The sequence below is a fragment of the Granulicella sp. L60 genome, assembly GCF_009765825.1.
In the GTDB taxonomy this organism is placed as follows: Bacteria; Acidobacteriota; Terriglobia; order Terriglobales; family Acidobacteriaceae; genus Edaphobacter.
In genome coordinates this window covers 204,507-228,160 of sequence record NZ_LMUR01000011.1, presented here as the reverse complement: position 1 = coordinate 228,160, position 23,654 = coordinate 204,507, and the positions used below count along the sequence as shown (strand labels likewise).

Below are 23,654 nucleotides of genomic sequence, written 5' to 3'. Positions count from 1 at the left end.
CAGAGCCTTCTTCTATCTCGCTTGCCTCTGGATCACAATGCGCAGGTGTTTATGAAACACGCTCTAGTAAGTCGTGACGTATTCCAATGGCTTGGATTCGCGCAATCGTCCTATGACTAATCGAGACAGCGTCTTCGTGATCACTGCCTTCATCCACAATGGGAGGAATACTCTCCCGCTTGCTTTATTTGCTACAAGCAAGCTAAAGCGGCGGTTGTTCTACGTCTCCTGTAAGTAATGCCAGTATCCCAGACTCCACACAGACGAGACGATCAGACACAACATTGGTATTCATTCGATGTTGATACATTTTTCAAGAGCGTACGAGACGGTTGGGAAACTTTACCGTGGAGTGGTCATCATGGCGTTGACTATTTCGAGTACAGTCTCGCTCCTAGCATCGAGCATCATCCCTTCTGCTGTAGATGCTCGGACGATAGCCAAGAATGCTGCACAGATAAAGACATCGCCTCAGTTCTTCGATGTGGCGAGTTTTCTGCTTCGATTCTGTTCTACTCAGCCCGGCGAAGCCGCTCTAAGCTGTTCAGGTTTTGAGAGTTTCTAAATGCTTGTCAGTTGTCCATGGAGAATCCTCTCATGATCAAGCGCCGCTACTGTTTTCTTCTTGGACCTGGGATCTTCCTTTTCACCGTTTTGCTTCCCGCGCAGGAAACGTCTGTGCCGCCACAAAATGCTCAAGCGACGTCCGCGCCAGCCGTGACGATGAGCGATACCGACGCGCTGGCGAAGGCTACGCAAAATCCGGTTGCCAGTCTGATTAGCGTTCCGCTCCAGAACAATTCAAACTTCGCAGTCGGGCCTTATAACCGGACGCAGGACATCTTCAATATTCAACCCGTGGTCCCTAAACGCATCAGTGAAGACTGGATGTTGATCACGCGAGTCATTCAGCCGATTGTGTGGCAGCCCTATACGACCCAGGATCAGGGGGGCGAGGTCGGCTTTGGAGATATGAATCCGACATTCTTTCTCTCTCCTGCGAAGCCCGGAAGACTAATCTGGGGGGTCGGGCCTGCGATCGGTATACCTACTGCGACCAGTACACTTCTCGGCCAGGGGAAGCTAAGTTTCGGGCCTTCCGTTGTCGCACTGGTACAGCCGGGACACTGGACCTTCGGAGCTTTGGTCAACAATGTTTTTTCTGTCGTCGGCTCCTCTCATCGTCCGTCTGTCAATCAGATGACCCTCCAATACTTCATCACCTATAACCTGAAGAAGGGTTGGAATATCAACAGTGGGCCGATCATCGCTGCAAACTGGCATAATAAGGCGAGCGGCGATGCGGCCGACGGAGACGATACCACTGCGGGAGGAAGATGGACTATACCCTATGGTGGTGGTGTTGGGCGTGTCACGCGCATGGGGTTCCAACCAGTGAACTTTTCGGTGAACTTCTATGGCAACGCCGTGCATCCTCCAGGCGCGTCGCCGTGGGGCATGCGGCTTCAAATCGCGTTACTATTTCCCCAGAAGCCGAAGGGCAAATAACTTCTGATCTGCCCCCGTGTTGAACACCGTTACAGAGAGTCTGGCAGGTTCTAGCTACACTATTTAATCAATTGCCAGGGCCGATACGCAGTTGTATATAGTAGTGGATCAGCGCGTCATCTGAATTATCCGAAACATCATTCACTGCAACGATGTATGCCGGATGACGCCTTTTCCAATGGCTCTCAAGTTCTTGTCGCGGACAGGTGAAGGATTTCGCTGGTAGATGAGATCTCCAAATCTTAGACAAGCCACAACTAGCTCTCGATTCTGGACATCTAACTCAGGTACTGGAGGGCGGCATGACGGTAGCAGAGATTTGCGCAGGGGCGCTTTGCCTCTTGATCTTAGGGTGGATCGTAATCGGGCGGCTGCGAGCAAAGCGCTTTCTGGAGGCGAACAGCATTGAGCCTGAGGCGCTACATGAGCTACTAAGTTCGAAACAGATTAAGTTGTACGATGTGCGCCAGCCGCTGGACTTTCTGGCTCATCCGGAGATTATTCCAGGAGCGATGAGGATCGCACCTAAAGAAATCGCCGAGAAGACCGCGTCGTTTTCTCGCAATCAGAACTCAGTAATCTATTGCACGGGAGCGGACGATGATACGAGCAAAATGGTTCTGGGAAAGGCGCGCGCACTCAAATTTACGCAGATAAGACTGCTGAGGGGTGGCCTCGCAGCATGGAAGGCGAAGGGATACCCGGTGGAGCCGTATACGACAGCGTTTCAACTGGATACCGCGACCTAAGTATGGTGAGTTATCGCCCGATTGAAGATAGCTCTGCTCAATTATCACTTCGCTTTGTTTCTGACTTTTCTCTGAACTGGAAAGGCCGGCTCTCGCGAGCCGGCCTTTCCAGTTCAGAGAAATTGCTCAGCTCTGCGTGATGCCCTTCAATCCAGTTAGTACAGCCATCTTCGTTTTATCGGCGATCATTCCCACAGCCCGTCGCGCGCTTAAGGCAGCACCTTCCTGCCAGGCGACGACATGACTAGCTGTATCTCCGGCAAAGTATAGCGGCCCATCTGCCTGGATGATCACGTCGTAGCCACTCGGACCACCGCCATAGTTCCGTATCCACGAGCCCTCATTCCAAACCACATGTTTCCAGCCACAGAAGATCGGGTTCTTCAACTCCTTGCCATGGCCGGGATGAAGCTTCTCAATTGATGCTCGTGACGCTGCGAACTTCTCGTCTAACGTCATATCGAAGAACGGCGTATTCTGCTCCTCCGAATAACCTGAGACAACCACCCCGGTCGGGTGCATCAGCCGGGACGACGGGTACCAGATCGGGCTGGGGCCCTGCGATACAAATGACAGTCCCCCGTAGATGTTGCAGTCCTGCTCCCAGAATCGGCGGCTCTCCCATGCGACTTTGTAGGATCCTGCCATCGTGCTCTCATCCACCACCTTCTTGAACTCCGGAGATAGGTCATTAGGAATCTTTTTCAAGATAGAGAACGGGATGGCAACGATGCAATAATCGGCTTCGATGTTTTTGGCTGCACCGCCTTGTGTATAAGCGACGGAGACACCTTTCGACGTCTTCCGTATCTCCGTTACAGGAGAGTTGTACTGCACAATCGGCCCAAGAGACTTTGCAAACGCATAAGGTATGCGATCCATTCCACCCACAGGCTGCATCATCGTGGCCTGCCAGTCCCAAGTCTCTTCATACAACATGCCGCGCCAGAAGTTTTCATCAAGCAGCATATGCATATCCATCGGAGCCTCGGGCACAGCCGTCTGTCCGCCCGCGCCTGGCGGCGTCTTCAGTCCAGCTCGGTCAGATCCCACATAGTTCCCCGTGGCATTCAACGGTCCGTAGATCGTTAGAAATGCCTTCATTCTCTCGCGATCTTCCTTCGAGATATCGGAGTCTAATGAGCCTTGCGAGATACACTTTGATAACAACTCCGACACGTGCCCTCTTGTATCGTTGATCGCCTTACGTTGCGGAACCGCCGCTCCACCGTTTGCGTTGTCGTTCTGTAAGAGCGTGGAACGAGACGTGTTGATCTCCACCTCCATCGGGATACCCAACTCCCTCGCATAGCCAAGCATCGTCCAGTGAGTCGAAGGCAGCCGCGCAGGCCCGAGGTTCTGGTAGTTCCCTTCTTCCCAGTTGATCGTCTGCTTGGTGCCATCCACGAAAGAAACGACTGTGCCGTCTCTTCCTGTCCAGTTTCGTCCGCCCGGCCGCTCCCTCGCCTCCAGCAGCGTTACGTCATATCCCAGCTTTTTCAATTCATATGCTGAGACCAGCCCGCCGATGCCTCCGCCCAGCACCACGACCTTTACCCCTTTTCCGCTGCCCGCTACCGCCTCAATCGGCGCCGCCAGGGCACCTTTCATCGGCATCATCCCAAGTGACTGCATGGTTGCGAACGCCGCACTGTAACCGCCGGCCTGGCCTACACGCATGAGAAAATCGCGTCTGGAGATACCCATGAACAACACCTCTTCCTTCGTGAGTTGAATGTGCAACGCAGCTGGTAAATGTCCAGGTGAGTGTGGCTTCGCGAAACAGAATGTGGGCGTTCTGTCGCGACTTTATTTTTTTTAACGGGAACTTGGATTTAATGTAACTCAAATTTTGGCTGTGTCAAAACTGAATTAAATCCACACACCATCCTGCGAAGGTGGTGCCGGCAAGACGTGCGGCTGCCACCCTTACCCATTTGTGGGATACCGGTTCGCCTAAGCCTCTCGCATCATCGGATAATGCCATCGAACCGACAGAGAAACGGTCTTCCGGCGATGCTACTGTTTTGGGCTGCTCTGCCTCTGAGCGCCTCAACAGCGGCGAATAGTCCGCGTGTTATTTCTTCGAATGTTGCCATCCATTCGGCGAATTACAGTGACACAATGCAGTTTCGTGCGAGCCTCAGACAGGATGTGATGAACCATCCCAACGAATTCATCACCTTCGAGACACAGACTTCCGCCGATCGATTCCTTGAAGAACACAGCGAAGAGGCACGCCGTGAGACTGACCGCAGGGTGGTTCTTCGCGGCATCGTAGGTTACTGGCAGGGCAAGATGCTTGTGGTCATGCCAAGTCTCTCCGATCTCAGGCCACTGTAAGTAACACTTCAGCAGACTATTTCATAATCGATCGAAAGAAGTAAACAGCGTGACGCTTACTGCGTGTTGGGCGATCTGTCCATTCTCTTCTTCTAACAACAGCCGTTACCAATGAATATCGCGGATAGCCCTGATCTTGCCATCGACGGAAGATCTGTGATGGAACGCCTTATCCGCGCTGGTGGCATACGCTCGTGCTGCTCGCATCTGTGCCATGGGGTAGAGCGTTCCTCCCAACATTGCATCCGTGCCTCGCCGGGCCAGAACGTCCTGAAAATCATCGGCAGCAAGCGGCATCTGGCCCATAGCGACATGAGCCAATCCACGGAGATAAGATGCGAGCGAAATCTGATCGTATTGTCTGACCGAAATGAGACCCGGTAATGCCCTCTCCGGTTCGTTTACTCCAATCGACGCGGCGGCTTCCAACTCCGGCACATAATATTGCGCGACTGCCGTATTGCGGGGAAAGTCACGGAGGAGCTCGGCAACGGTCTTCTCCGCGTAGGTCTGGTCTCCGCACAGCGCCGCAGCGATACCTGCATTGACACTCGCAACCGGCCCTTTCGGCAGATCTCTTAGATCGTTCACCATCTTCAGAGCCACCGTGCAGCTATCCGTCAACGCACGATCAAGCGCTCCCTGCGCCAACAGATACGCCTGTGCCGAAGCAAGCTCCGGCATCCTGGCTGCGCTGTCTGCAGCCGTAATCCAAAGTTCGAGTCCCGCGTCCATCTCGCCTGTCGCATCAAGGTAGAGCCCGTAGTTATCGAGGTCCGCATAGCTGAGCTGCCCATCTCCTGCAGATGATTCTCCGGAGATTCCAACCCGCAACGCGTTCGTCTCTTCCGTGACAATATCCTCTCTCCCATTGAGGTAGCCAGCCGTCAGTGTCAGCCCCGCAGGCAAAACGCCCAAGCGCCGGGCCTGCGCATCCAACTGCAGTGCGCTGTCGTAACGGTTCATTGTGATCATCGCGATCTCGGCCTCCGCATACGTCTCCGCGTCGTAAGGATCTTCGTTGTATCCCTGTTGCGCGGCCAGCAATGCCTCGGCGGGGTGCCCTTGCAGTCGAAGCACGCGCGCTAGTCCCTTCATTCCCTCCACATCTCGCGGATATCGTGCAACGAACTCGCGAATGGTCTGCGTAGCCTTCCCGTAGTCTCCAGTCGCAATCAACTCATAGCAGAACTGCGAGAGCAGCTTCATCTTGTCACTGGCTTGCGCTGGCGCAGATTGAGCCAGTTCCGCCGCATGTGTAGCAGCCACTTCTGCCTTCTCAGAGCGGTAAAGCCACGCCAGACGCATCTGCGCCTGCAAAAACTTGGGATCGAGCGAGGTTGCCGTTTGATAGTCCGCCAACGCGTCCTGTGGGCGACCACGCAGCACCGCATCCTCACCCATCGCAAACGCATGCAACGCATCTACATTGGCCGTGGCGTACTGCGCCATCGCGATACTTCTCTTCGTCCCCGCAGGACTGTCATTGCTCACCTCATTTCGCACCGCCTGGGCCAGGTTTCCGATCGCTTCGGGAATCTCCGCACGAGTCTCCGCCGTCTCCTCCAGGGTCGCTAACTTATCGTTTGAGTCTGTATTCAGCACATCGACGTTGATCGTATACGGCGGCTGATCTCCGCGGATCTCGCCGTAGAGATAGGCCTTTGCTCCCACTCGCTGCGCCACCTTCTGTCCAGAGGCCGACTCGCCCGAGTGTTCTGCCTCAATCTCTCGCAGACCAGCGCGGTATGCATCGCTGCTCATCATGTTCAAAGACTGCGACTGTCCCAGGGCAATCTCCAACCCCTGCATCACCGTTCCATCCAGCGTCTTATCCCCGGTCTTGTTTTCGATCATCGTCATCAGCATGCGTTCATTTGGCGCCAGCACGACGGGGCGAAAAAATCCCTTCCGTTGGAGCAAGACAACGCTAATGACGATCAGCCCGACTAAAGCCACAGCTACCGCTAGCCGCATCCGGTCACTCAGACGTCTGCTTTCAACCGCATTCAAAGTCAATTCGTTCGCAGCCGGATCGACGATGACGCTCCGTCCTCCGGTGGTCTTGCCCAATCCCTGCAGCTCAATATCGTTGAACCCATGCACAAATTGCCCTGCGTCAGAGTACGGTGCTGCAACTGCTTCTTTTTCCCGTATCGATCTGGCCGCGAGTGCGTCCCTCTCGGCCCTCTGCGCAGCCCTCACGTCGGCGGCAGCGGCAGACGAGTCGGTCTGCGCCGCAATACCATGTGCCCGCCGCAACCCGGTCGGCAACTCCGCATTAATTGCAGACAGCGCACCCATCGGACGCTCTACACTCGGTTCGTCCGGCGAGGATGTACGCCTCGGGCGAATCAAAATCTCCGTACTCGACTCTACCGCGGCTGCACCAATCAACGGCATCACCTCGCCACTCGAGTCCCCCGCGAATCTATCCGGTCGTTGTCTCTTGCCTCGATGCCGGGCTACCGGATCGACCGCACGCACCAGCGGCACCGGCGGCGCTGCTCGCCTATGCAGCCATCCTGTGCGGACCGGCTTTCTGCTCAAACTGGCTAACGCGTCGCTCAGGTCCTTCGCGGTCTGGAACCGGTCTTTGGGCTGCTTCGCAAGCAGTCTGAAGACCACTCTTTCGAGCTCTCGCGGAATCGTCTCATTCCAGTTTCGTACCGGCTCGGGCGTATGGGTGAACAATTGAACGAACATCAGCGCGCTGGTCATTCCACTGAATGGGACCTGTCGCGTGGCCATCTCATACATCACGACGCCAAGCGAAAAGAGATCCGTCCGCATATCCAGATACTCGCCGCGGGCCTGCTCCGGCGACATATACGCCAGCGTCCCCACAGTCGAGCCAGCCAAGGTCAGATCGAGCGTACGCGACTCCCACCCTCCGCGAACCTCCAGTTCGATCTTCGCCAGGCCGAAGTCCAGGACCTTCGCCTGACTCCTGCCGTTCGCCATGGCCACCAAAAATATATTTGCCGGTTTAATGTCCCGGTGCACGATGCCCTTTGCATGCGCAACCGTCAATGCCTCCGTGATCTCCTCCGTGTAGCGGATGATCTCCTCCGCCGGCAGAGCGCCACGTGCAATCCGGTCCTTCAGCGTCTCCCCCTCCAGCAGCTCCATCACCAGGTACGGGTCGCCACCTTGCTCGCCAATATCGAAGATTGTGCAGATATTGGGATGATTCAGAGCCGAGGCTGCACGGGCCTCCTGTAAAAACCGCTCACGCATTCCCGGCATCTTGAAGTCGTCATGAAGCAGCTTTATCGCCACCTCACGGTGCAGGCGCTCATCCCAGGCGCGAAAGACCAGACCCATGCCACCGCCGCCCAGCCTGCCCAGGATCTCGTACGGCCCGAACCTTTGGCCAGTGACTGGAATCATCTCTGCGGTGAGTCTCTCTCTTTCCCTTGTTTGAAACCGCCGGTAAACCCCGTAAAGGCTTGTGTAGCTTCATCATACCGACCATCGACTTCCACTCGGAACTCGACCTCGAACGGGTTCCACACTCGATAACCCACATCGGCTGACGATCTTGAACCATGAGTCGTTTCGACTTCGTCCTTCATCCCGGGTCCCACTGCACTTTCACAAGTCACCATCTCCAATCTGGCACATCACAGGCTTGGAACCCATCCCCCAACCGTGCCATGACCACGCTTCTATCGATCTACGTCCGCCCACGAGACCGCCTTATAATCAGCATGTGAACGATCTTTTCCACAGCAACGAGCCTCAAGGCGCCAACGTCTCGATCTCACGCCACTCCACCAATCAGACCCTGCTTATCGACGCCGATGACACGCTCTGGGAGAACAACATCTACTTTGAGCGCGCAATCGCGAGCTTCATCTCCTACCTCGACCACCGCGTCCACACCCCCGAAGAGGTACGCGACCATCTCAACCGCGTCGAGCACGCTACGGTCCTCTCCCACGGCTATGGACTTCACAGCTTCCGCCGCTCCCTGATTACCTGCTTCGAACAGCTCACCGACGAGCCCCTCACAGCCGATAAACATAGCCGCATCGAATGCTTCGCCCAGTCCATCGCCGACCAAGAGATCGAACTTCTGCCCCGTGTGGCCCTGACCCTTGCTGAGCTTGCGACACGTCATCGCCTTATTATGGTCACCAAGGGAGACAAGATCGAACAGACAGACAAGCTCCAACGTTCAGGTCTTTCCCCACACTTCAACGGGGTGGAGGTCCTGCACGAAAAGAACCACGATGCCTACCAGGCCGTCTCCGCACAGTATGCCTGCGAATCGTGCAATACGTGGATGATCGGCAACAGTCCGCGCTCGGACATCAACCCCGCCCTCAGCGCAGGCCTTAACGCCATTTTCATCCCCCATGACTACACCTGGGTTCTCGAACATGAGGTTGTTAGTCAGCCACCCGACGGCCAGCACCTCCTGCGACTGACGACCTTTGCTGACCTTACACGCCATTTCTAAATAGCCATCTCGGTCGCCTTGGTCGTTTCCACCTTCGCCGTTGGCCGTTCTTCATCGGCCGCCATGGATGAAATTCCAGCTTAAATTCCTTCTGTCTGCCAAAACTGTAATATCGACGCCTCTCGTTCGTCAGCAGCAGTGTCGGGCGCAATAACCCGGCCAAAGGAGAACAAATGACCACCGAATACACATGCCCCTGCGGCGTTGAATGCACCTGCCCCCTCCCCTGCCCCTGTGGAGCCGCCTGCTCCTGCGGACCCATCTGCCCCTGTGCCTCATCTAAATAACCAGATAACCAGAAGCGGTGTGGAGCTATTCCTCTGCACCGCTCTTCGAGAGTCCACTTTGCAACCGAAGACGCAGGCCATCGACGATCTCATCCTTCAACGCGGGAAGTTCCTGCAGTTCCTGCGTAGTCGCGTCGATACGGTGACTACCGCCGAAGACATTCTCCAAAACGCGTACGTTCGCGCCATGGAGAAATCCTCAACCCTGCATAACGACGAGTCCGCCGTAGCCTGGTTCTACCGCATCCTGCGCAATGCCGTTATAGACCACTACCGTCATCGCGCCGCCGAAGACCGCGCCCTGGATCGCTGGGCACAGGACCTCATCGATCTGGATCAGACTACTCAGCCTGCACCCGATCAGGTGACTCACGATATTGTCTGCCGCTGCATTGAACAAGTAATGACCACGTTGAAGCCGCAATACAACGACATCCTTCGTCGAATTGACCTTGGCGGCAGTACTTTGGAAGCCTTTGCGAAGTCAGCTAACATCACTACTGGCAACGCCGCCGTTCGCGTCCATCGCGCCCGCCACGCCCTGAAGAAGCAGCTCGCCCTTACCTGCGGCACCTGCGCGGAGCATCGCTGCGTCGACTGCACCTGCGCATAAATCTCGAGCTCAAACGTCCATAAAATCGCCCAGTATTAACATCCCATAAACCTCCCACAAAACTTCCCTGTACCATCTATATGGATCACAAGAAGCAGCGAGAGGTGTATGAGCGAAGGACGTTGGGTTTTATTGATTGCGAGTGAGGTAGGTGGCACGGATTCGGTCTCGGATCGTGCCATGGAGCGGCTGGTTGATGCCATCGGCGAAGAAGGCTATGAAGTCGTGCGTACCTCTACGCCGGAAGACGGTCTTTCGCTCGTCACCTCCGACCCGTCTTACTCTGCGATTTTGCTCGACTGGGACCTGGAAGGCGACAATCAGTTCGACGAACGTGCTGCACTCCAGATTCTCCGCGCCGTGCGTCGACGCAATAAGAAGATTCCTATCTTTCTTATCGCCGACCGCACCCTGGTCAGCGAGCTTCCGCTCGAAGTCGTCAAGCAGGTCCACGAGTACATCCATCTCTTCGGCGATACCCCGGCTTTTATCGCCAATCGCGTCGACTTCGCGGTCGAGCGTTATCACGAACAGCTCCTGCCGCCTTACTTCCGTGAACTCAAGAAATACAACGATCAGGGCGCTTACTCGTGGGACGCGCCAGGCCACATGGGCGGCGTAGCTTTTCTTAAGCATCCGATCGGAATGGAGTTCCACAAGTTCTTCGGCGAGAACATCATGCGTTCGGACCTGGGCATCTCCACCTCGCCGCTGGGCTCCTGGCTCGATCACCTCGGACCTCCGGGCGAATCCGAACGTAATGCTGCTCGCATCTTCGGCGCCGACTGGACCTTCTACGTACTTGGTGGCTCGTCGACCTCGAATCAGATCGTAGGCCATGGCGTTATAGCCCAGGACGACATCGTCCTCGCCGACGCGAACTGCCACAAGTCCATCTGCCACTCCCTCACTGTTACCGGTGCGCGTCCCGTCTACATGAAGCCCACCCGCAACGGATACGGCATGATCGGCCTCGTGCCGCTGAAGCGTTTTGCTCCCGAGTTCATCCGCGGCATCATCGACAAGAGCCCGCTCACCACCGGCGTCGCCAACCAGAACCCCACGTACGCCGTCGTCACGAACTCTACCTATGATGGTCTCTGTTACGACGTGAACAGAGTCGTCACAGAGCTTGCCAAATCGGTGCCGCGTATTCACTTCGACGAGGCGTGGTATGCCTACGCCAAGTTCCACCAGATCTACCAAGGCCGCTTTGCCATGGGCGTACCCGACGATATGCCAGACCGGCCGGCCATTTTCGCCGTTCAATCGACTCACAAGATGCTCGCGGCCTTCTCCATGGGCTCCATGATTCACGTTAAGCTCAGCCCACGCGCTGCGCTCGACTTCGATCAGTTCAACGAGTCCTTCATGATGCATGGCACCACGTCGCCGTTCTACCCGCTGATCGCATCGCTCGACGTAGCCGCTGCCATGATGGACGAGCCGGCCGGCCCCACGCTGATGAGCGAGACGCTGCAGGATGCCATCAGTTTCCGTAAGGCCATGTCGTCCATCGGCCACCGGCTTCGCGCCGCAGAACAGGGCTGGTTCTTCCGGCTGTATCAGCCCGAGTATGTCTTCGATCCCCTCGACGGCCAGACCTATCTGCTTGAAGAAGCTGCGGACGGCCTGCTCACCAATCGATCGAGCGCCTGGACTCTCAAGCCCGGCGAAGACTGGCATGGGTATCAGGACGAAGATATCGCCGACGACTACTGCATGCTGGACCCTACCAAGGTCACTATCCTCACCCCGGGCGTCAACGCGCAAGGTGTCGTCAGCGACTGGGGCATCCCCGCATCCATCGTCACTGAGTTCCTCGACGGCCGCCGGGTCGAGATCGCCCGCACGGGCGACTACACCGTCCTCGTCCTCTTCTCCGTCGGTACGTCCAAGGGTAAGTGGGGCGCGCTTCTCGAAAATCTCTTCGAGTTCAAGCGTCTCTACGACAGCGAGGCCCCTCTCGAAGAGGCTCTCCCTGAACTCGTCACCCGCTATCCCCACCGTTACCGAAACGTTACTCTCAAAGAACTCTCCGATGAGATGCACGCTGCCATGGTCCAGCTCAATCTCTCCGGCCTGGTCAACGACGCCTGCGACGAAGACTTCGACCCCGTCCTCACGCCCGCGCAGACCTATCAGAAGCTGCTTCGCCACGAGACTGAGAAGATCCGCTTCTCCGACATGGCCGGCCGCATCGCCGCCGTCATGCTCGTCCCATACCCACCAGGCATTCCGATGTCCATGCCTGGTGAGCGCCTCGGCGGTCCAGACAGCCCCGTCATCAGACTCATCCTCGCGATGGAGGAGTTTGGCAAGCGCTTCCCTGGCTTCGAGCGTGAAGTACACGGCATCGAAGCCGACGCCGAAGGAAACTATTGGATGCGCGCTGTCATCGAGACTAATGGCAAGCGCCGGAATGGGAACGGAAATGGAAAGCAACGGCCACCCAACGCCGCTCCGCCGGTCAAAAAGAAGAAGCGCTCACCGGCGACCGGTCCGGTGGTTCCAGGAAGCGGGCTCGGCACGGAGAGGTAATCCTCTCCGTGGACGCGCTAACTTCCTCGTCTGTAAAACCTTCCACAGACGCTCTCAACCAACCCCTCGAAGATGCTATACTTACCTTCGGATTGCTTACCGCAACTCGCGCTTACCGGCGTCGAGATAAATGCGCGGAGGTGGCGAAATTGGCAGACGCACTAGCTTGAGGTGCTAGCGCCGCAAGGCATAGGGGTTCAAGTCCCCTCCTCCGCACCAATCCAACGAATCAATGACTTACTAAGAGGCTAACCAATAATGGTTAGCCTCTTTTCTATGCTGTAGCGTTTTGGCAGCCGTTGTCATTCACCTAACCATGGCTACCGAGAGGCGCTAAGGCAATCTCCGTGACACTTTGCGGCCTGAGCGAAAACGAGAGTGTTCTTGGCGAATAATCGGGTCTATTGAAGGGCAAGTACAGACGACCCAACATTCAAGGCCACCAACGCATTTTGCGCTTATCTTATGGTTGAAAACTCTCTATAAGACTGGTAGTTTACCTGTGTTCTTTCAGCACTGGGTTACTCTGTTCGCCGCAGTTGGCCTCGACAAGGAGAATACATGCGCCAGTCTGTTCTTTTTCTCATTGCTGTCACGGTTTTCGCTGGAACGATGCGTGCGACCTGCGCGGAGTCTACAGACAGCGTCCGCGCACAATCCATTTCAGGCTCCACAACCTCTCCGGAACTATCCGTTGACGGGCCGATCATTGAAGTAGTCTCGAAGCGCTCTCTCGGCAGTCCGCAGGGAACTCATCTTCTAGTGAGCGCCAACATGCAAACCATGGACGTAAGCGTTGGCCCTTACCTGGCACCCGACGTCAGGACAAAGATCTCTAAAGCATCCCAGATCCACGTAACCGGCGTCATGAGGTCAATCAACGGCAAGACCTATCTGGTGGCGCGAGAGATCGTACTCAATGGACAGACGTTTGTAATACGGAATCAGAGTGGATTTCTAGTTCATGGCTCTTCTTCAAATGGCCAGCCTGGGTCCAGGCGCGAGCACACCGAGCAGGTTGGAGGTGCTAATTGAAACTCCGCCAAGCAATCACTCTCGCCAGTCTCACGTCTCTCGTCTGTCTGCTCAGCGCCTGCAGCAGCAGCTCAAATACACCGCCCCCACCCGTAGTCATCTCAGTAACTTTCTCTGCGCCAACATCTCTTGCGACATCAGCTACGGCCAATCTCACAGCAGTTGTCACCAACGACAGCGCTAACGGCGGCGTTACCTGGTCGGTCACCTGCGGAAGTGCGCCATGTGGCAGCTTCAGCGCCACTTCCACGGCCAGCAATGCACCCACCACGTATACAGCCCCCTCTACTGTTCCGACGAATAATACCGTGACGATAGTTGCTACATCAGTCACGGATAAAACAAAGACGGCATCGAACACCATTACCATTACTGCCGCTCCTCCGCCTTCCATTACCGTGGCACTCACCCCGACTCCGCCGACCTCACTCTTAGTAGGCTCTACCACTAGTCTTACTGCGGTTGTTACCAACGACAGCGCAAATGCCGGTGTTACCTGGTCTGTCACCTGTGGAAGCACAGCATGCGGTAGTTTCAGTTCCTCCTCAACGGCCAGTGGTGCGTCGACAATCTATACAGCTCCGACGGCCGTTCCAACAAATAATGCGGTCATGGTTGTCGCTACCTCGGTTACGGATAAGACGAAGTCAGCATCCGCGACTATCGCCATTACAACAATGCCGCCGCCGAATTCCCTTCTCAATGATGGAACGTACGTCATTCATGCAGCAGGACAAGACGCAAATAGCCAATATTTCGTCGCTGGTGCATTCACGGTGAAGAGCGGGGCGATCACGGGAGGAGAGCAGGACTTCCTCGACAGTAGTTTCGGAAAAACCGATCAGCTGTCAGCGTCCGGATCCAGCCTCTCCCAGACTACGGACGGCAATATCCAGATCACTCTGAATACTGGCGATACGACGATCGGCGTCAATGGTGTAGAGACCTTCACCGGAACAATAGTCTCTGCAACGCGCGTACTGATTACCGAATCAGACACCTTCGCTGCTGGGACAGGTTCTGTCGACCTGCAAACCAGCGCCGCAGCACCGTCGGGAGGCTATGCATTTGCCGTCTCCGGCTTAGATAACCAACAGCCGCAACTTCCTTTGGGAGTTGGAGGTGTGCTCAACTTCTCAGGAACTTCTCTGGCCACGACCTCAAGTGTCTTCGACTGCAATGATGCTGGCGCACCCGGTCTGGGCCAGTTCTTCACAAGCGGATCAGTCAGCACTCCTGATAGCTTTGGCAGAGTCACCATTACTTTGAACCCAGCCACCGTTTGCACGCTGGCACAGATGGTATTTGGCGGTTACATCGTGGGAACAAACCAGATTCAGCTCGTCGAAAGCGGCGCGGATACCTTCAACGGAACCCTAGGCGGACTGGCTCTCGGACAGGGCAGCCAGGCGGGTCAGTTCAGCGCTTCCAGTGTCAACAATACGACGTACGTCTTCTCATCGCTCGGTGAAGATACCAATGGCTCGCTTACACTCGCAGGTGGATTCAACTTCAGTTCCACCGCGCCACTCTCAGGAGATCTTGCTATCAATGACCTGGTTGTATCGGGTGGAAACACAATTACCGGCGGTTCGTTCCTGGTCGATCCTACGGGACGAGTAACACTCAGCAATGTCACAACCTCAGGGAACAATTCGACCAATCCCCTGACACTCGGCTTCCAGCTTTATCTCGACGGGAATGGCAACGCTCTTGAACTCGGTGTAGATAGCGTTCAGGTCACCAGTGGAATGGCATATCTGCAGACCACCGGTGCATTCCCGCCTGCAGGAAACTCCGGGTTGTCGGCTCAGGGGCTTGTGCCCGTATCAACCAATACCATTGCATTTTGGAGCGCGGCTGGCCCGCAAACCTTAACCACGAATGCATTCACAGGATTTGTCGATTACAACCTGCAAGGTGGTTCCTTTACCGCTAATGTCGGCGTCAATGGAACGGTTGATCCCACAAATGGTGTCATTACGATTGGCGGACTCGATCCAAACTTTGCAACAGGATTTGGTTACTATCCCATCGACGGTTCGAGAGTACTCGCTATCGAAGTAGATGGAAACCAACTTGGATTGCTGCAAATCGAAGGCGTCTCCCCTAACTGATTAGACAGCTACAGATCCCGCTGGAGATGTGTCTCCTGCGGGACCACTCTCTCCTAGTCTGTGCGAAGGCGAAGATAGGACACTTGTCTACTCTCCCCCGTGTGCCCTATCAATCCTGCGATAGCACCACACACGTATAGGCCCCTAAACTCAAGTTGGCGCTATACGGCATCCCATTCATCGCCGGCCCATTGGCATTGGTATCGTAGGTTGGCCAGTTACCGAAGCCATAGTCGCCGGAATCGCCGTTAAAGCGCACCCACCACATCCCCTGCCGTGGCACTCCAATCTGGTAGTTGGTATAGGACTGATTGGCGAAGTTGCATATCACTACTACATCGTCGCCTCCTCCGCCCTGGTCCCACCGGTGGTATACAAGCACGTTATCGCCGAAGACGGGGAGCACATGCACGTTGGGGCCGCGCAGGCCGCGGGTGTTGTTGTACCAGTTTCGGCGCAGACGGATCATATCCCGATAAAGCGTCCAGATCCCGTTGTATGTATCCTTCCGGCTCCAGTCGATTGGCTGCGGATCGCCGAAGTTGCTCGGTGGTCCTCCATAGTTCGGAAACGTCCTGTACTCTAGGAACTCCTGCCCCATAAACATCATTGGAATTCCTGATACGCTCAGTACCACGCAAGCAGCTAGAGTGGACTGTTTTCTCGCAAACCAGCTGTCCGCCACCCCATTGCCAATGATTGCCGGGAGCCGGCCGCCGCCCGCATTCTGAGGATCGTCCTGGTCGTGGTTCTCGCTGTACAGTATCGACTTGAAAGCATTCTCTCCGGTCATCCCTGCGATCGACCCTGCCAAGTCGCCTATATTGCGTTGGTTGTCCATCGGAGCCGTTGCCGCCCAGCGCAGCTTGCCACAAAAATCGTTGTTCCATTGGGCGTTGAAGCCATATCCGCCATTACTCACTTGGGTTGTGATCGACACGTCGCCCTGTAGATCTTCGGCGATCATGATCTTCCATCCCTGGGTACTCTGCACATGCTGGTTTATGCGCTGCAGCAGTTCGATCCCTTCAGGCACAGGCTGTTCCAGCTTCCAGTTGTCGAACTGGTCCTGGATGTTGCGTATGCTCACCGTCGAATCTAAGCGCAGCCCGTCCAGAAACCGATCCTCCAGCCATCGCGTCACATTGTCGAACAGATATTGGCACACCTCGGGTCGCCCCACATCGAAACGCGCATGCGAATACGGCGTGTGCGACCGCCCATCCTGGAAGAAGTAGATCCCTCCATTGGTATAGTTCGGCGGGTTAGTGTTCCCGGCGCACCACGGGCAAATATTTCCGTCGATCGACCATCCGTCGAACTGCCAGAGGTCGAGGCCGTTGACGTGGTTGTATACCACATCCAGAATGAGCGCAATATTCTGCGAGTGGGTTGCGTTCACGTAGGTGCGCAATCCATCTGGCCCTCCAAAGTCCGGGTCGACCGCAAAGATATAGCCAGGGTTGTAGCCTGTGCCCGCGTTACCCGGAAACTGCCCCAGAGGCATGACCTCGATTGCATTCACGCCTAGTTGCGCCAACTCTGGAAGCCGAACCATGGCACTGTCGAAGGTCCCGGCCGCCGGGAGTGTGGGATCGGAGTTGAAGGTGGGAATGTGCAACTCGTAGAGCACCGCCTCATTCCATGCCGGCGTGCTATATACACCGCCTTCATAGACGACCGTAGTACTTGCAATGACCGCGTTCATGCGGCCAAACCCATCCGGGGAGAGCGATGTCGCATACGGATCCATGCGATCGTTCAACCGTCCCGGCTTGGCAGCGTACGGCAGTACAAACTTATAGGGCTGGCCTACTGCCGCTCCTGGCACGTCGACCGACCAGTAGTTGCTGCCCGGCGCATCGGGCGTCAAGGGCGTCGATGTCCAGCCATTGAACAGGCCCGATACCGACACCGAATCGGCGAACATCGACCAGACCCGAAACGTTACCCCTCCCGGGTAAGGAACCGCCCCCATGCCTTTGTGTCCGGCAGCAGCCGGAGCGACAGGGGGACTAGGGGGAACCGCGGCGACTGGTGTAGTACCCATGAGCTTGCTCCTCGAAGTGGTCTCGACGGAAGAACGCGGCCGAATTGTCATGTGGAAGCTCGATTGTGCGCCGATCATTCTCGTGATGCAAGTGCCTCGAAGGTTGATTGCCCGTGAGTGGACTCGGCCCTTACCGATCCTCATCGTTTGCGACACACCGGCTGTCTTGCGACGGCTAGGCAATCCTTGTGTGTTTCTTATTACCAATCTATTCATGTTTCGCATAAGTCCTCACCACAATAAAAATCTGGAAGGCTCCTGTCGTATGCTTAAGTCAGTTGCTGTCGATATCAACGAGATAGTGATTGTAGTCAGTTCGACACCGTGTCCACGGTGAGAGGCATGCATAACGAGGAACACCGCGAAGAAGTGATTCTGTAACAGTTAGCTCACGCCAAACCAATCAATACGGATAGAGGGAAGACGAGATGAAACAGTTAGCGATAGCGGGGCTATTTCTGGCTCTGGCAGCGACCCAAGTAGATGCGCAGATCAATGCAGGCGAGCAGAAGCCTGAGGCTAGCCTGCCTTTCAATATGGTCCAGGTCACGACCCTCAAACTGCCTTGGCGGATTGCTTTCCTACCCGACGGGCGGATGCTGATTACCGAAAAGGTCGGCGCTCTGTGGGTGGTCACTCAGCAGGGAGACAAGACGCCCGTCGCGAATGTGCCGGCCGTTCTTGCGAAAGGACAGGGCGGCATGCTGGGCGTCTTTCTCTCGCCACATTACGCCAAGGATCATAGCGTCTACCTCACCTATTCGGAGCCGGGCGAGGGCGGATCGAGCCTTGCTCTTGCACGAGCGACCCTAACACTTGGCAAGGATTCCGCGAGCCTTGACGGGCTGAAGGTGATCTGGCGCGATGGCGAGAGGGGCGAAGGCGGACAGTTCGGTGCACAGATAGCCTTTTCGCCGGATAGCCGCTATTTATTCCTTACCGTTGGCGATCGGCAGCGCATGACGCCGGCTCAGGATCCTAATCAACCTCTCGGCAAGATCCTGCGTCTGACGTTGGATGGCAAGCCTGCTAAAGGCAATCCGATGGCTGGAAAGATCGGCGCGGCCAGTGTTCCCGTGATTGATCCGCCGGCGGATACTGAAGCCGCGAAGACTGCTCCGGTCGTAAAGACTTACACCTTCCCCGGCCCTAACCTGACGCTGGCTGAGACCTGGACCAGCGGACATCGTACGCCCTATGGTCTGGCCTTTGCGCCTGACGGGAGGTTATGGGAGATTGAGCACGGCCCGAAGGGTGGTGATGAGCTGAACCTGATCGAGCCCGGCAAGAACTATGGATGGCCGCTGGCTTCCTACGCGACCAACTATAACGGTGTGCCGATCCCCAGCCCGGATACGCGGCCTGATCTGACCAAGCCCATCATCTACTGGACACCAATCATCGCGCCAGGCAACCTCATCTTCTACAACGGCGCAATGTTCCCTCAGTGGAAGGGCTCTGCTCTCGTGAGCGGCCTGGCAAGCAAGGCGCTCTTCCGCATTACCTTCGATGGTAAGGGTGGTGCCAAACCTGCGGAACGCTGGGAGGTCGGTCACCGAATCCGCGACGTGGAGGTCGCTCCCGATGGCGCACTGTGGTTGCTTGAGGATGCCAGGTCAGGTGGTGTCTTCCGCGTGACGCCGAAAGACCAGTAGGTCATCTCCTGAAGGCTGAAGATCGATTCTCCGGCTCACTTATCCATCAATGGTGAGCCGGAGAATGCCCAGCCTATTCCTAATAGAATTCAGGTTTCAGGATGACAACAGACAAGACGCCACAAACACAGATCAACACACCACGCCAAGTCCTCTTCGCCAGCATGGTGGGGACTACCGTCGAGTTCTTCGACTTCTATATCTATGCCACGGCAGCGGTGCTTGTCTTCCCGCGCCTCTTCTTCCCGGCATCCGATCCAGCATCCTCTATACTGGCATCACTCGCCACGTTCGGCATTGCCTTCCTCGCACGGCCCGTCGGATCGGCACTCTTCGGACACTTCGGCGATCGCATCGGACGTAAGAAGACGCTGGTTCTCGCTTTATCGACCATGGGCCTGTCGACCTTCGTGATCGGAGCTCTGCCGACGTATCACTCCATCGGACTTGCCGCGCCCCTGCTGCTTGCTCTCTGCCGGTTCGGCCAGGGGATTGGATTAGGCGGGGAGTGGGGTGGAGCTGTCCTGCTCGCAGTCGAAAATGCGCCACCCAACAAGCGTGCACTTTACGGTATGTTTCCACAGCTCGGCGCTCCTATCGGCTTCCTGCTCTCCGGAGGAACCTTTCTCCTACTCTCGCGCTGGCTCACCGAGAAGCAATTCTTCTCCTTTGGCTGGCGCCTGCCATTCCTCGCCAGCGCCGTGCTGGTACTGCTTGGGCTTTATGTCCGCCTGACGATCACCGAAACACCCGCCTTTCAGGCTTCGGTCCTGCGTGCTGAGCAGGTCGGCGTCCCGATGCTTACTGTCCTGCGCCGTCACAAGCGCTCACTCGCGGCCGGCATACTCGTCTGTCTCGCGACTTTTGTGCTTTTTTACCTGATGACTGTCTTTGCGCTCTCCTGGGGAACCACCGCTCTCCACTACAGCCGGGGCAGTTTTCTGCTCATCCAGCTCTTCGGCATCCTCTTTTTCGCGCTTACGATCCCGATCTCCGCATTGCTCGCCGAACGTGGGCGACGCCCCATCATGTTTGGGGTGACGGCACTGATCGCTCTCTTTGGTCTCGTTCTCGCGCCGCTCTTCACTGCCGGGACAACTGGCGTTGTCGTCATGATGGCCCTAGGACTTGCGCTCATGGGACTTACTTACGGCCCACTTGGCACGGTCGTGTCCGAGCTCTTCCCCACCCCGGTTCGCTACACGGGCAGTTCGCTTGCGTTTAGCATGGCAGGAATTCTAGGCGCGTCGCTCGCACCCTATGTCGCTACATGGCTTGCCAAGACCTATGGACTGCAGTACGTTGGCTACTACCTCAGCGCCTCTGCTGTCCTTACGTTCTTAGGACTGCTCCTGATCCGCGAAACCAAAGACGACGATCTTACTGTTTCAACCGATTGATTCCTTACCTGCCCTAGATGCGAGGGCGGGCACCACGTTCCCACGGGCGCGGGGTAACTGGATCATCCTGCCACTTCTGGCGCCGGCCTACGAGGAACATGATGAGGCCGAAGACGAACATGAGGAGACCCCAGGTGAGATTTAGGTTAATGCCTAGAGATTTTTCGTAAACGGCTGCGCTGTGGCGAGTGAAGAAGCCAAAGACGCTCATAAGCCCCCCGATGATTAGGAAGATGAGGCCGAGAGGAATGCGGATGTCTAATCCCATTGAGCTCCTTTGAGGCGTTTGAAATTAAAAGAAATACGGCATTAGGCGAAGACGAGGTTGAGGATAACGAGCATGGCGAGGACGACAAAGGCAAGGGTCGCCGGCTTTTGATACCAGCTCAGGTGAGTTTCTACGGGTTTCGGTGTGAGGGAGTACACCAAACCCACAAGCTCCGGCTCGGGTCGTGGGGTGGTCACGAGACTGACTGCGATGGTGACGAGAAGGTTGACGGTGAAGGCAAAGATAGCGGTCCAGAAGTTCTGGGCCATGTCGCTCGGGTAGTGATGAATCACGCGGATCCAGCCGCCGTGGATGCCAACCGCAGCATCGACCGGCGAGGTGAGGCCATGGTGGACGAGCGCAGCCCCAGTACCGGCGATAAGGCCGGTGAAGGCTCCATGACCGGTGGTGCGCTTCCAGAACATGCCGAGCAGGAAGGTGGCAAAGAGTGGAGCGTTGATGATCGAGAAGACGAGCTGCAGCGCGTCCATGATGTTGTTGAAGTTGGTAACGAGATAGGCGGCCCCGACGGACAGCGCGACGCCTCCAATCGTGGCCATGCGGCCCATCCAGAGATAGTGGGCGTCGGTGCCACGCTTATTGATGTACGCCTGGTAGATGTCGTAGGTCCAGACGGTGTTGAAGGCGGTAACATTGCCCGCCATGCCTGACATGAAACTGGCGAGTAGGGCGGTGAGTCCGAGCCCAAGAATGCCGGTTGGGAAGAAGTGGAGCAGCATGACCGGAATGGCGAGGTCGTAGTTATAGACAGGCTGGCCGTTGCTGTCGAGGATGGGCTGGCCGCTGACGGGATTGGTCTTCAGTGGGATGATCCCGTGTGGGTGGGCGTCGTCTAGCGGCTCATGTGCTGTACTGGCAAGCAATGCCGAGGGACTCTGGCTCGGCGCACTGAGTACAGTGGGAGTGCTTCCGGCTCCGGCCATGTGACTGGTTACCGTGACGGCGATGAGGCCGGGCAGGATGACCAGAAAGGGGAAGAACATCTTGGGGATAGCGGCGATCAGCGGGACGCGGCGGGCAGAGATCTCGGAGTCGGCAGCCATGGCGCGCTGGATGACGAGGAAGTCGGTACACCAGTAGCCGAAGGAGAGGACGAAACCCAGGCCCATGGCAAGACCCACCCACTCGACGCCGAGAGTATTGGTGGAAGCGTGAGCCATACCGCGCCAGGAGTGGGTCATGGTCGCCGGCAGGGTACGTTTGATTCCCTGCCAGCCCCCTACGTTGCGGAGGCCAATCCATACAAGAGGAGCAAAGCCGGCGACGATGAGGAAGAACTGGAGGACTTCGTTATAGATGGCGCTGGTGAGACCGCCGAGGAAGATGTAGCCGAGGACGATGATCGCGGAGAGAAAGACAGAGACGTGGAAGATGTAAGCGTCGGGGATGATGCCGTGGAACAGCCCCAGAGTCTGGATCAACAGTGCCATCGCGTACATGGAGATGCCTGAGCTGAGCACAGTCATGATGGCAAACGAGAAGGCGTTCACCGCACGGGTCTTCTCGTCGAAGCGTAGACGGAGATATTCAGGGACAGAGCGAGCCTTCGAGCCGTAGTAAAAGGGCATCATGAAGATGCCTACGAAGACCATGGCGGGAATGGCGCCGATCCAGTAGAAGTGGCTGGTAATGATGCCGTACTTGGCTCCCGAGGCGCCCATGCCAATAACCTCCTGGGCGCCGAGGTTGGCGGAGATAAAGGCAAGGCCGCAGACCCAGGCCGGAATGGATCGCCCGGCGAGGAAGAAGTCGTTCGAGGTACGCATGTAGCGCTTAAGGGCAAAACCGATCCCCAGAACGAAGACGAAGTAGACCAGCATGATGAGCCAGTCGATGATAGAAAGATTCACGATAACCCTATTTTACGCACCTAATAGAAAGAGATGATACGGCTCACTCTAAATCCTGCAGGTGGGTCCGTCCAGAGCTCTCCGGACCGGAGGAGACGGGTCAGGCGCGTGGCGATGCGGCGCGCGAGGAAAAGTTGCAGCGGATACCTGCCTCAGGGCAAAATTCTGCATCACAATAATATGGCCAGGTCGTACTTTCTCAGAGTTGAGTTCTATAGAGGTAAGAAGGTGCGACGATGGTGAATGAACATCTTCGGGATTCGTCCCCTTTCTCTCTCCTTGGAGCAATAGATTCTGGTATGACAGACACACTACTTCTTATCGATGACAATGCCGTACAGGCCGCAACCAGGCAGACGATCCTGAGACGGGCAGGATATTTTGTGATTGCCGCACTAAATCCGGTGCGTGCGCTCGATCAGTTTCAAAACGACGAGTTCCCGGAAAAGATTAAACTTGTTATTACCGATCATCTGATGCCGGGGATGAATGGCGCGGACTTTGTGCGGGCCTTACGGAAGCTGCTCCCTACGATTCCAGTACTGGTTATCAGTGGATTGGAAGAGGCGGAGCAGGAGTACGTGGGGCTGGATGTGACCTTCCGGGTAAAGCCTCTGCTGCCAGAGCTTCTGCTGGAGACAGTACATCGCTTGGTGCATCAGGATGAACCCGATACCGCTTCACCGCCAATCCGGTAAACACTTCCATCGAACGGTTGATTGCTGTTCCGCCCTGCCCTTGAGAGAAT

The 23,654-nt window shown here is 56.3% G+C and carries 17 protein-coding genes and 1 tRNA gene; 12 read left to right on the top strand and 6 right to left on the bottom strand.

Going from position 1 to position 23,654, the window contains the following annotated elements; all coding sequences use genetic code 11:
- Positions 1-597: 597 nt before the first annotated feature.
- Together GSQ82_RS07220 and GSQ82_RS07215 are read left to right on the top strand one after the other, a co-directional pair.
- Positions 598-1,509: a neuromedin U gene (locus tag GSQ82_RS07220; RefSeq protein ID WP_158791621.1), complete on the top strand. Its 912-nt coding sequence runs from the start codon at positions 598-600 to the stop codon at positions 1,507-1,509.
- 302 nt (positions 1,510-1,811) lie between these two features.
- Positions 1,812-2,258, top strand: coding sequence for a rhodanese-like domain-containing protein (locus tag GSQ82_RS07215; RefSeq protein WP_158791620.1), 447 nt, complete (start codon positions 1,812-1,814; stop codon positions 2,256-2,258).
- A gap of 126 nt (positions 2,259-2,384) precedes the next feature.
- Here GSQ82_RS07215 and GSQ82_RS07210 read toward each other — a convergent pair whose 3' ends face one another.
- A complete protein-coding gene (locus GSQ82_RS07210; protein WP_158791619.1) occupies positions 2,385-3,965 on the bottom strand; it encodes an FAD-dependent oxidoreductase in 1,581 nt (526 codons plus the stop codon).
- A gap of 450 nt (positions 3,966-4,415) precedes the next feature.
- On the opposite strand from GSQ82_RS07210, the gene GSQ82_RS07205 reads away from it, so the two are divergent.
- Positions 4,416-4,601: a hypothetical protein gene (locus GSQ82_RS07205; RefSeq protein WP_158791618.1), complete on the top strand. Its 186-nt coding sequence runs from the start codon at positions 4,416-4,418 to the stop codon at positions 4,599-4,601.
- 105 nt (positions 4,602-4,706) lie between these two features.
- Here the strand turns inward: GSQ82_RS07205 and GSQ82_RS07200 are convergent, their stop codons facing one another.
- Complete coding sequence (locus tag GSQ82_RS07200; protein ID WP_158791617.1) at positions 4,707-7,994, bottom strand: serine/threonine-protein kinase; 3,288 nt, start codon at positions 7,992-7,994, stop codon at positions 4,707-4,709.
- Positions 7,995-8,316: 322 nt separating this feature from the next.
- Here GSQ82_RS07200 and GSQ82_RS07195 point away from each other — a divergent pair, with 322 nt between their 5' ends.
- The 5 genes from GSQ82_RS07195 (at position 8,317) to GSQ82_RS07175 (ending at position 13,545) form a co-directional block, all read left to right on the top strand.
- A complete protein-coding gene (locus GSQ82_RS07195) occupies positions 8,317-9,069 on the top strand; it encodes an HAD family hydrolase (protein ID WP_254061478.1) in 753 nt (250 codons plus the stop codon).
- 345 nt (positions 9,070-9,414) lie between these two features.
- Positions 9,415-9,969, top strand: a complete 555-nt coding sequence (locus tag GSQ82_RS07190) for an RNA polymerase sigma factor (protein ID WP_158791616.1) — start codon at positions 9,415-9,417, stop codon at positions 9,967-9,969.
- A gap of 108 nt (positions 9,970-10,077) precedes the next feature.
- Positions 10,078-12,510, top strand: a complete 2,433-nt coding sequence (locus GSQ82_RS07185; RefSeq protein WP_158791615.1) for an Orn/Lys/Arg decarboxylase N-terminal domain-containing protein — start codon at positions 10,078-10,080, stop codon at positions 12,508-12,510.
- Positions 12,511-12,644: 134 nt separating this feature from the next.
- A tRNA-Leu gene (locus GSQ82_RS07180) sits at positions 12,645-12,729 on the top strand.
- A gap of 342 nt (positions 12,730-13,071) precedes the next feature.
- Positions 13,072-13,545, top strand: a complete 474-nt coding sequence (locus GSQ82_RS07175; protein ID WP_158791614.1) for a hypothetical protein — start codon at positions 13,072-13,074, stop codon at positions 13,543-13,545.
- Here GSQ82_RS07175 and GSQ82_RS07170 read toward each other — a convergent pair.
- Positions 13,538-13,954: a hypothetical protein gene (locus GSQ82_RS07170; protein ID WP_158791613.1), complete on the bottom strand. Its 417-nt coding sequence runs from the start codon at positions 13,952-13,954 to the stop codon at positions 13,538-13,540. The two genes, GSQ82_RS07175 and GSQ82_RS07170, sit on opposite strands and share 8 nt — an antisense overlap.
- A gap of 202 nt (positions 13,955-14,156) precedes the next feature.
- Between GSQ82_RS07170 and GSQ82_RS07165 the strand changes: the two genes are divergently transcribed.
- Complete coding sequence (locus GSQ82_RS07165) at positions 14,157-15,662, top strand: hypothetical protein (protein WP_158791612.1); 1,506 nt, start codon at positions 14,157-14,159, stop codon at positions 15,660-15,662.
- Positions 15,663-15,771: 109 nt separating this feature from the next.
- On the opposite strand, the gene GSQ82_RS07160 is transcribed toward GSQ82_RS07165, so the two are convergent.
- Positions 15,772-17,712, bottom strand: a complete 1,941-nt coding sequence (locus GSQ82_RS07160; RefSeq protein WP_158791611.1) for an alpha-amylase family glycosyl hydrolase — start codon at positions 17,710-17,712, stop codon at positions 15,772-15,774.
- Positions 17,713-18,140: 428 nt separating this feature from the next.
- Between GSQ82_RS07160 and GSQ82_RS07155 the strand changes: the two genes are divergently transcribed.
- Complete coding sequence (locus GSQ82_RS07155) at positions 18,141-19,367, top strand: PQQ-dependent sugar dehydrogenase (RefSeq protein WP_158791610.1); 1,227 nt, start codon at positions 18,141-18,143, stop codon at positions 19,365-19,367.
- Positions 19,368-19,468: 101 nt separating this feature from the next.
- Entirely contained in the window at positions 19,469-20,767 is a 1,299-nt protein-coding gene (locus GSQ82_RS07150; protein ID WP_158791609.1) for an MFS transporter, read from the top strand.
- Positions 20,768-20,780: 13 nt separating this feature from the next.
- On the opposite strand, the gene GSQ82_RS07145 is transcribed toward GSQ82_RS07150, so the two are convergent.
- Together GSQ82_RS07145 and GSQ82_RS07140 are read right to left on the bottom strand one after the other, a co-directional pair.
- Positions 20,781-21,035, bottom strand: a complete 255-nt coding sequence (locus GSQ82_RS07145; protein WP_158791608.1) for a hypothetical protein — start codon at positions 21,033-21,035, stop codon at positions 20,781-20,783.
- A 41-nt stretch (positions 21,036-21,076) separates the two neighbouring features.
- Positions 21,077-22,906 carry a sodium:solute symporter family protein gene (locus GSQ82_RS07140; RefSeq protein ID WP_158791607.1) on the bottom strand — a complete coding sequence of 610 codons (1,830 nt, stop codon included), beginning with the start codon at positions 22,904-22,906 and terminating at the stop codon, positions 21,077-21,079.
- Positions 22,907-23,205: 299 nt separating this feature from the next.
- Between GSQ82_RS07140 and GSQ82_RS07135 the strand changes: the two genes are divergently transcribed.
- Positions 23,206-23,604, top strand: a complete 399-nt coding sequence (locus GSQ82_RS07135; RefSeq protein WP_158791606.1) for a response regulator — start codon at positions 23,206-23,208, stop codon at positions 23,602-23,604.
- Positions 23,605-23,654: the final 50 nt, after the last annotated feature.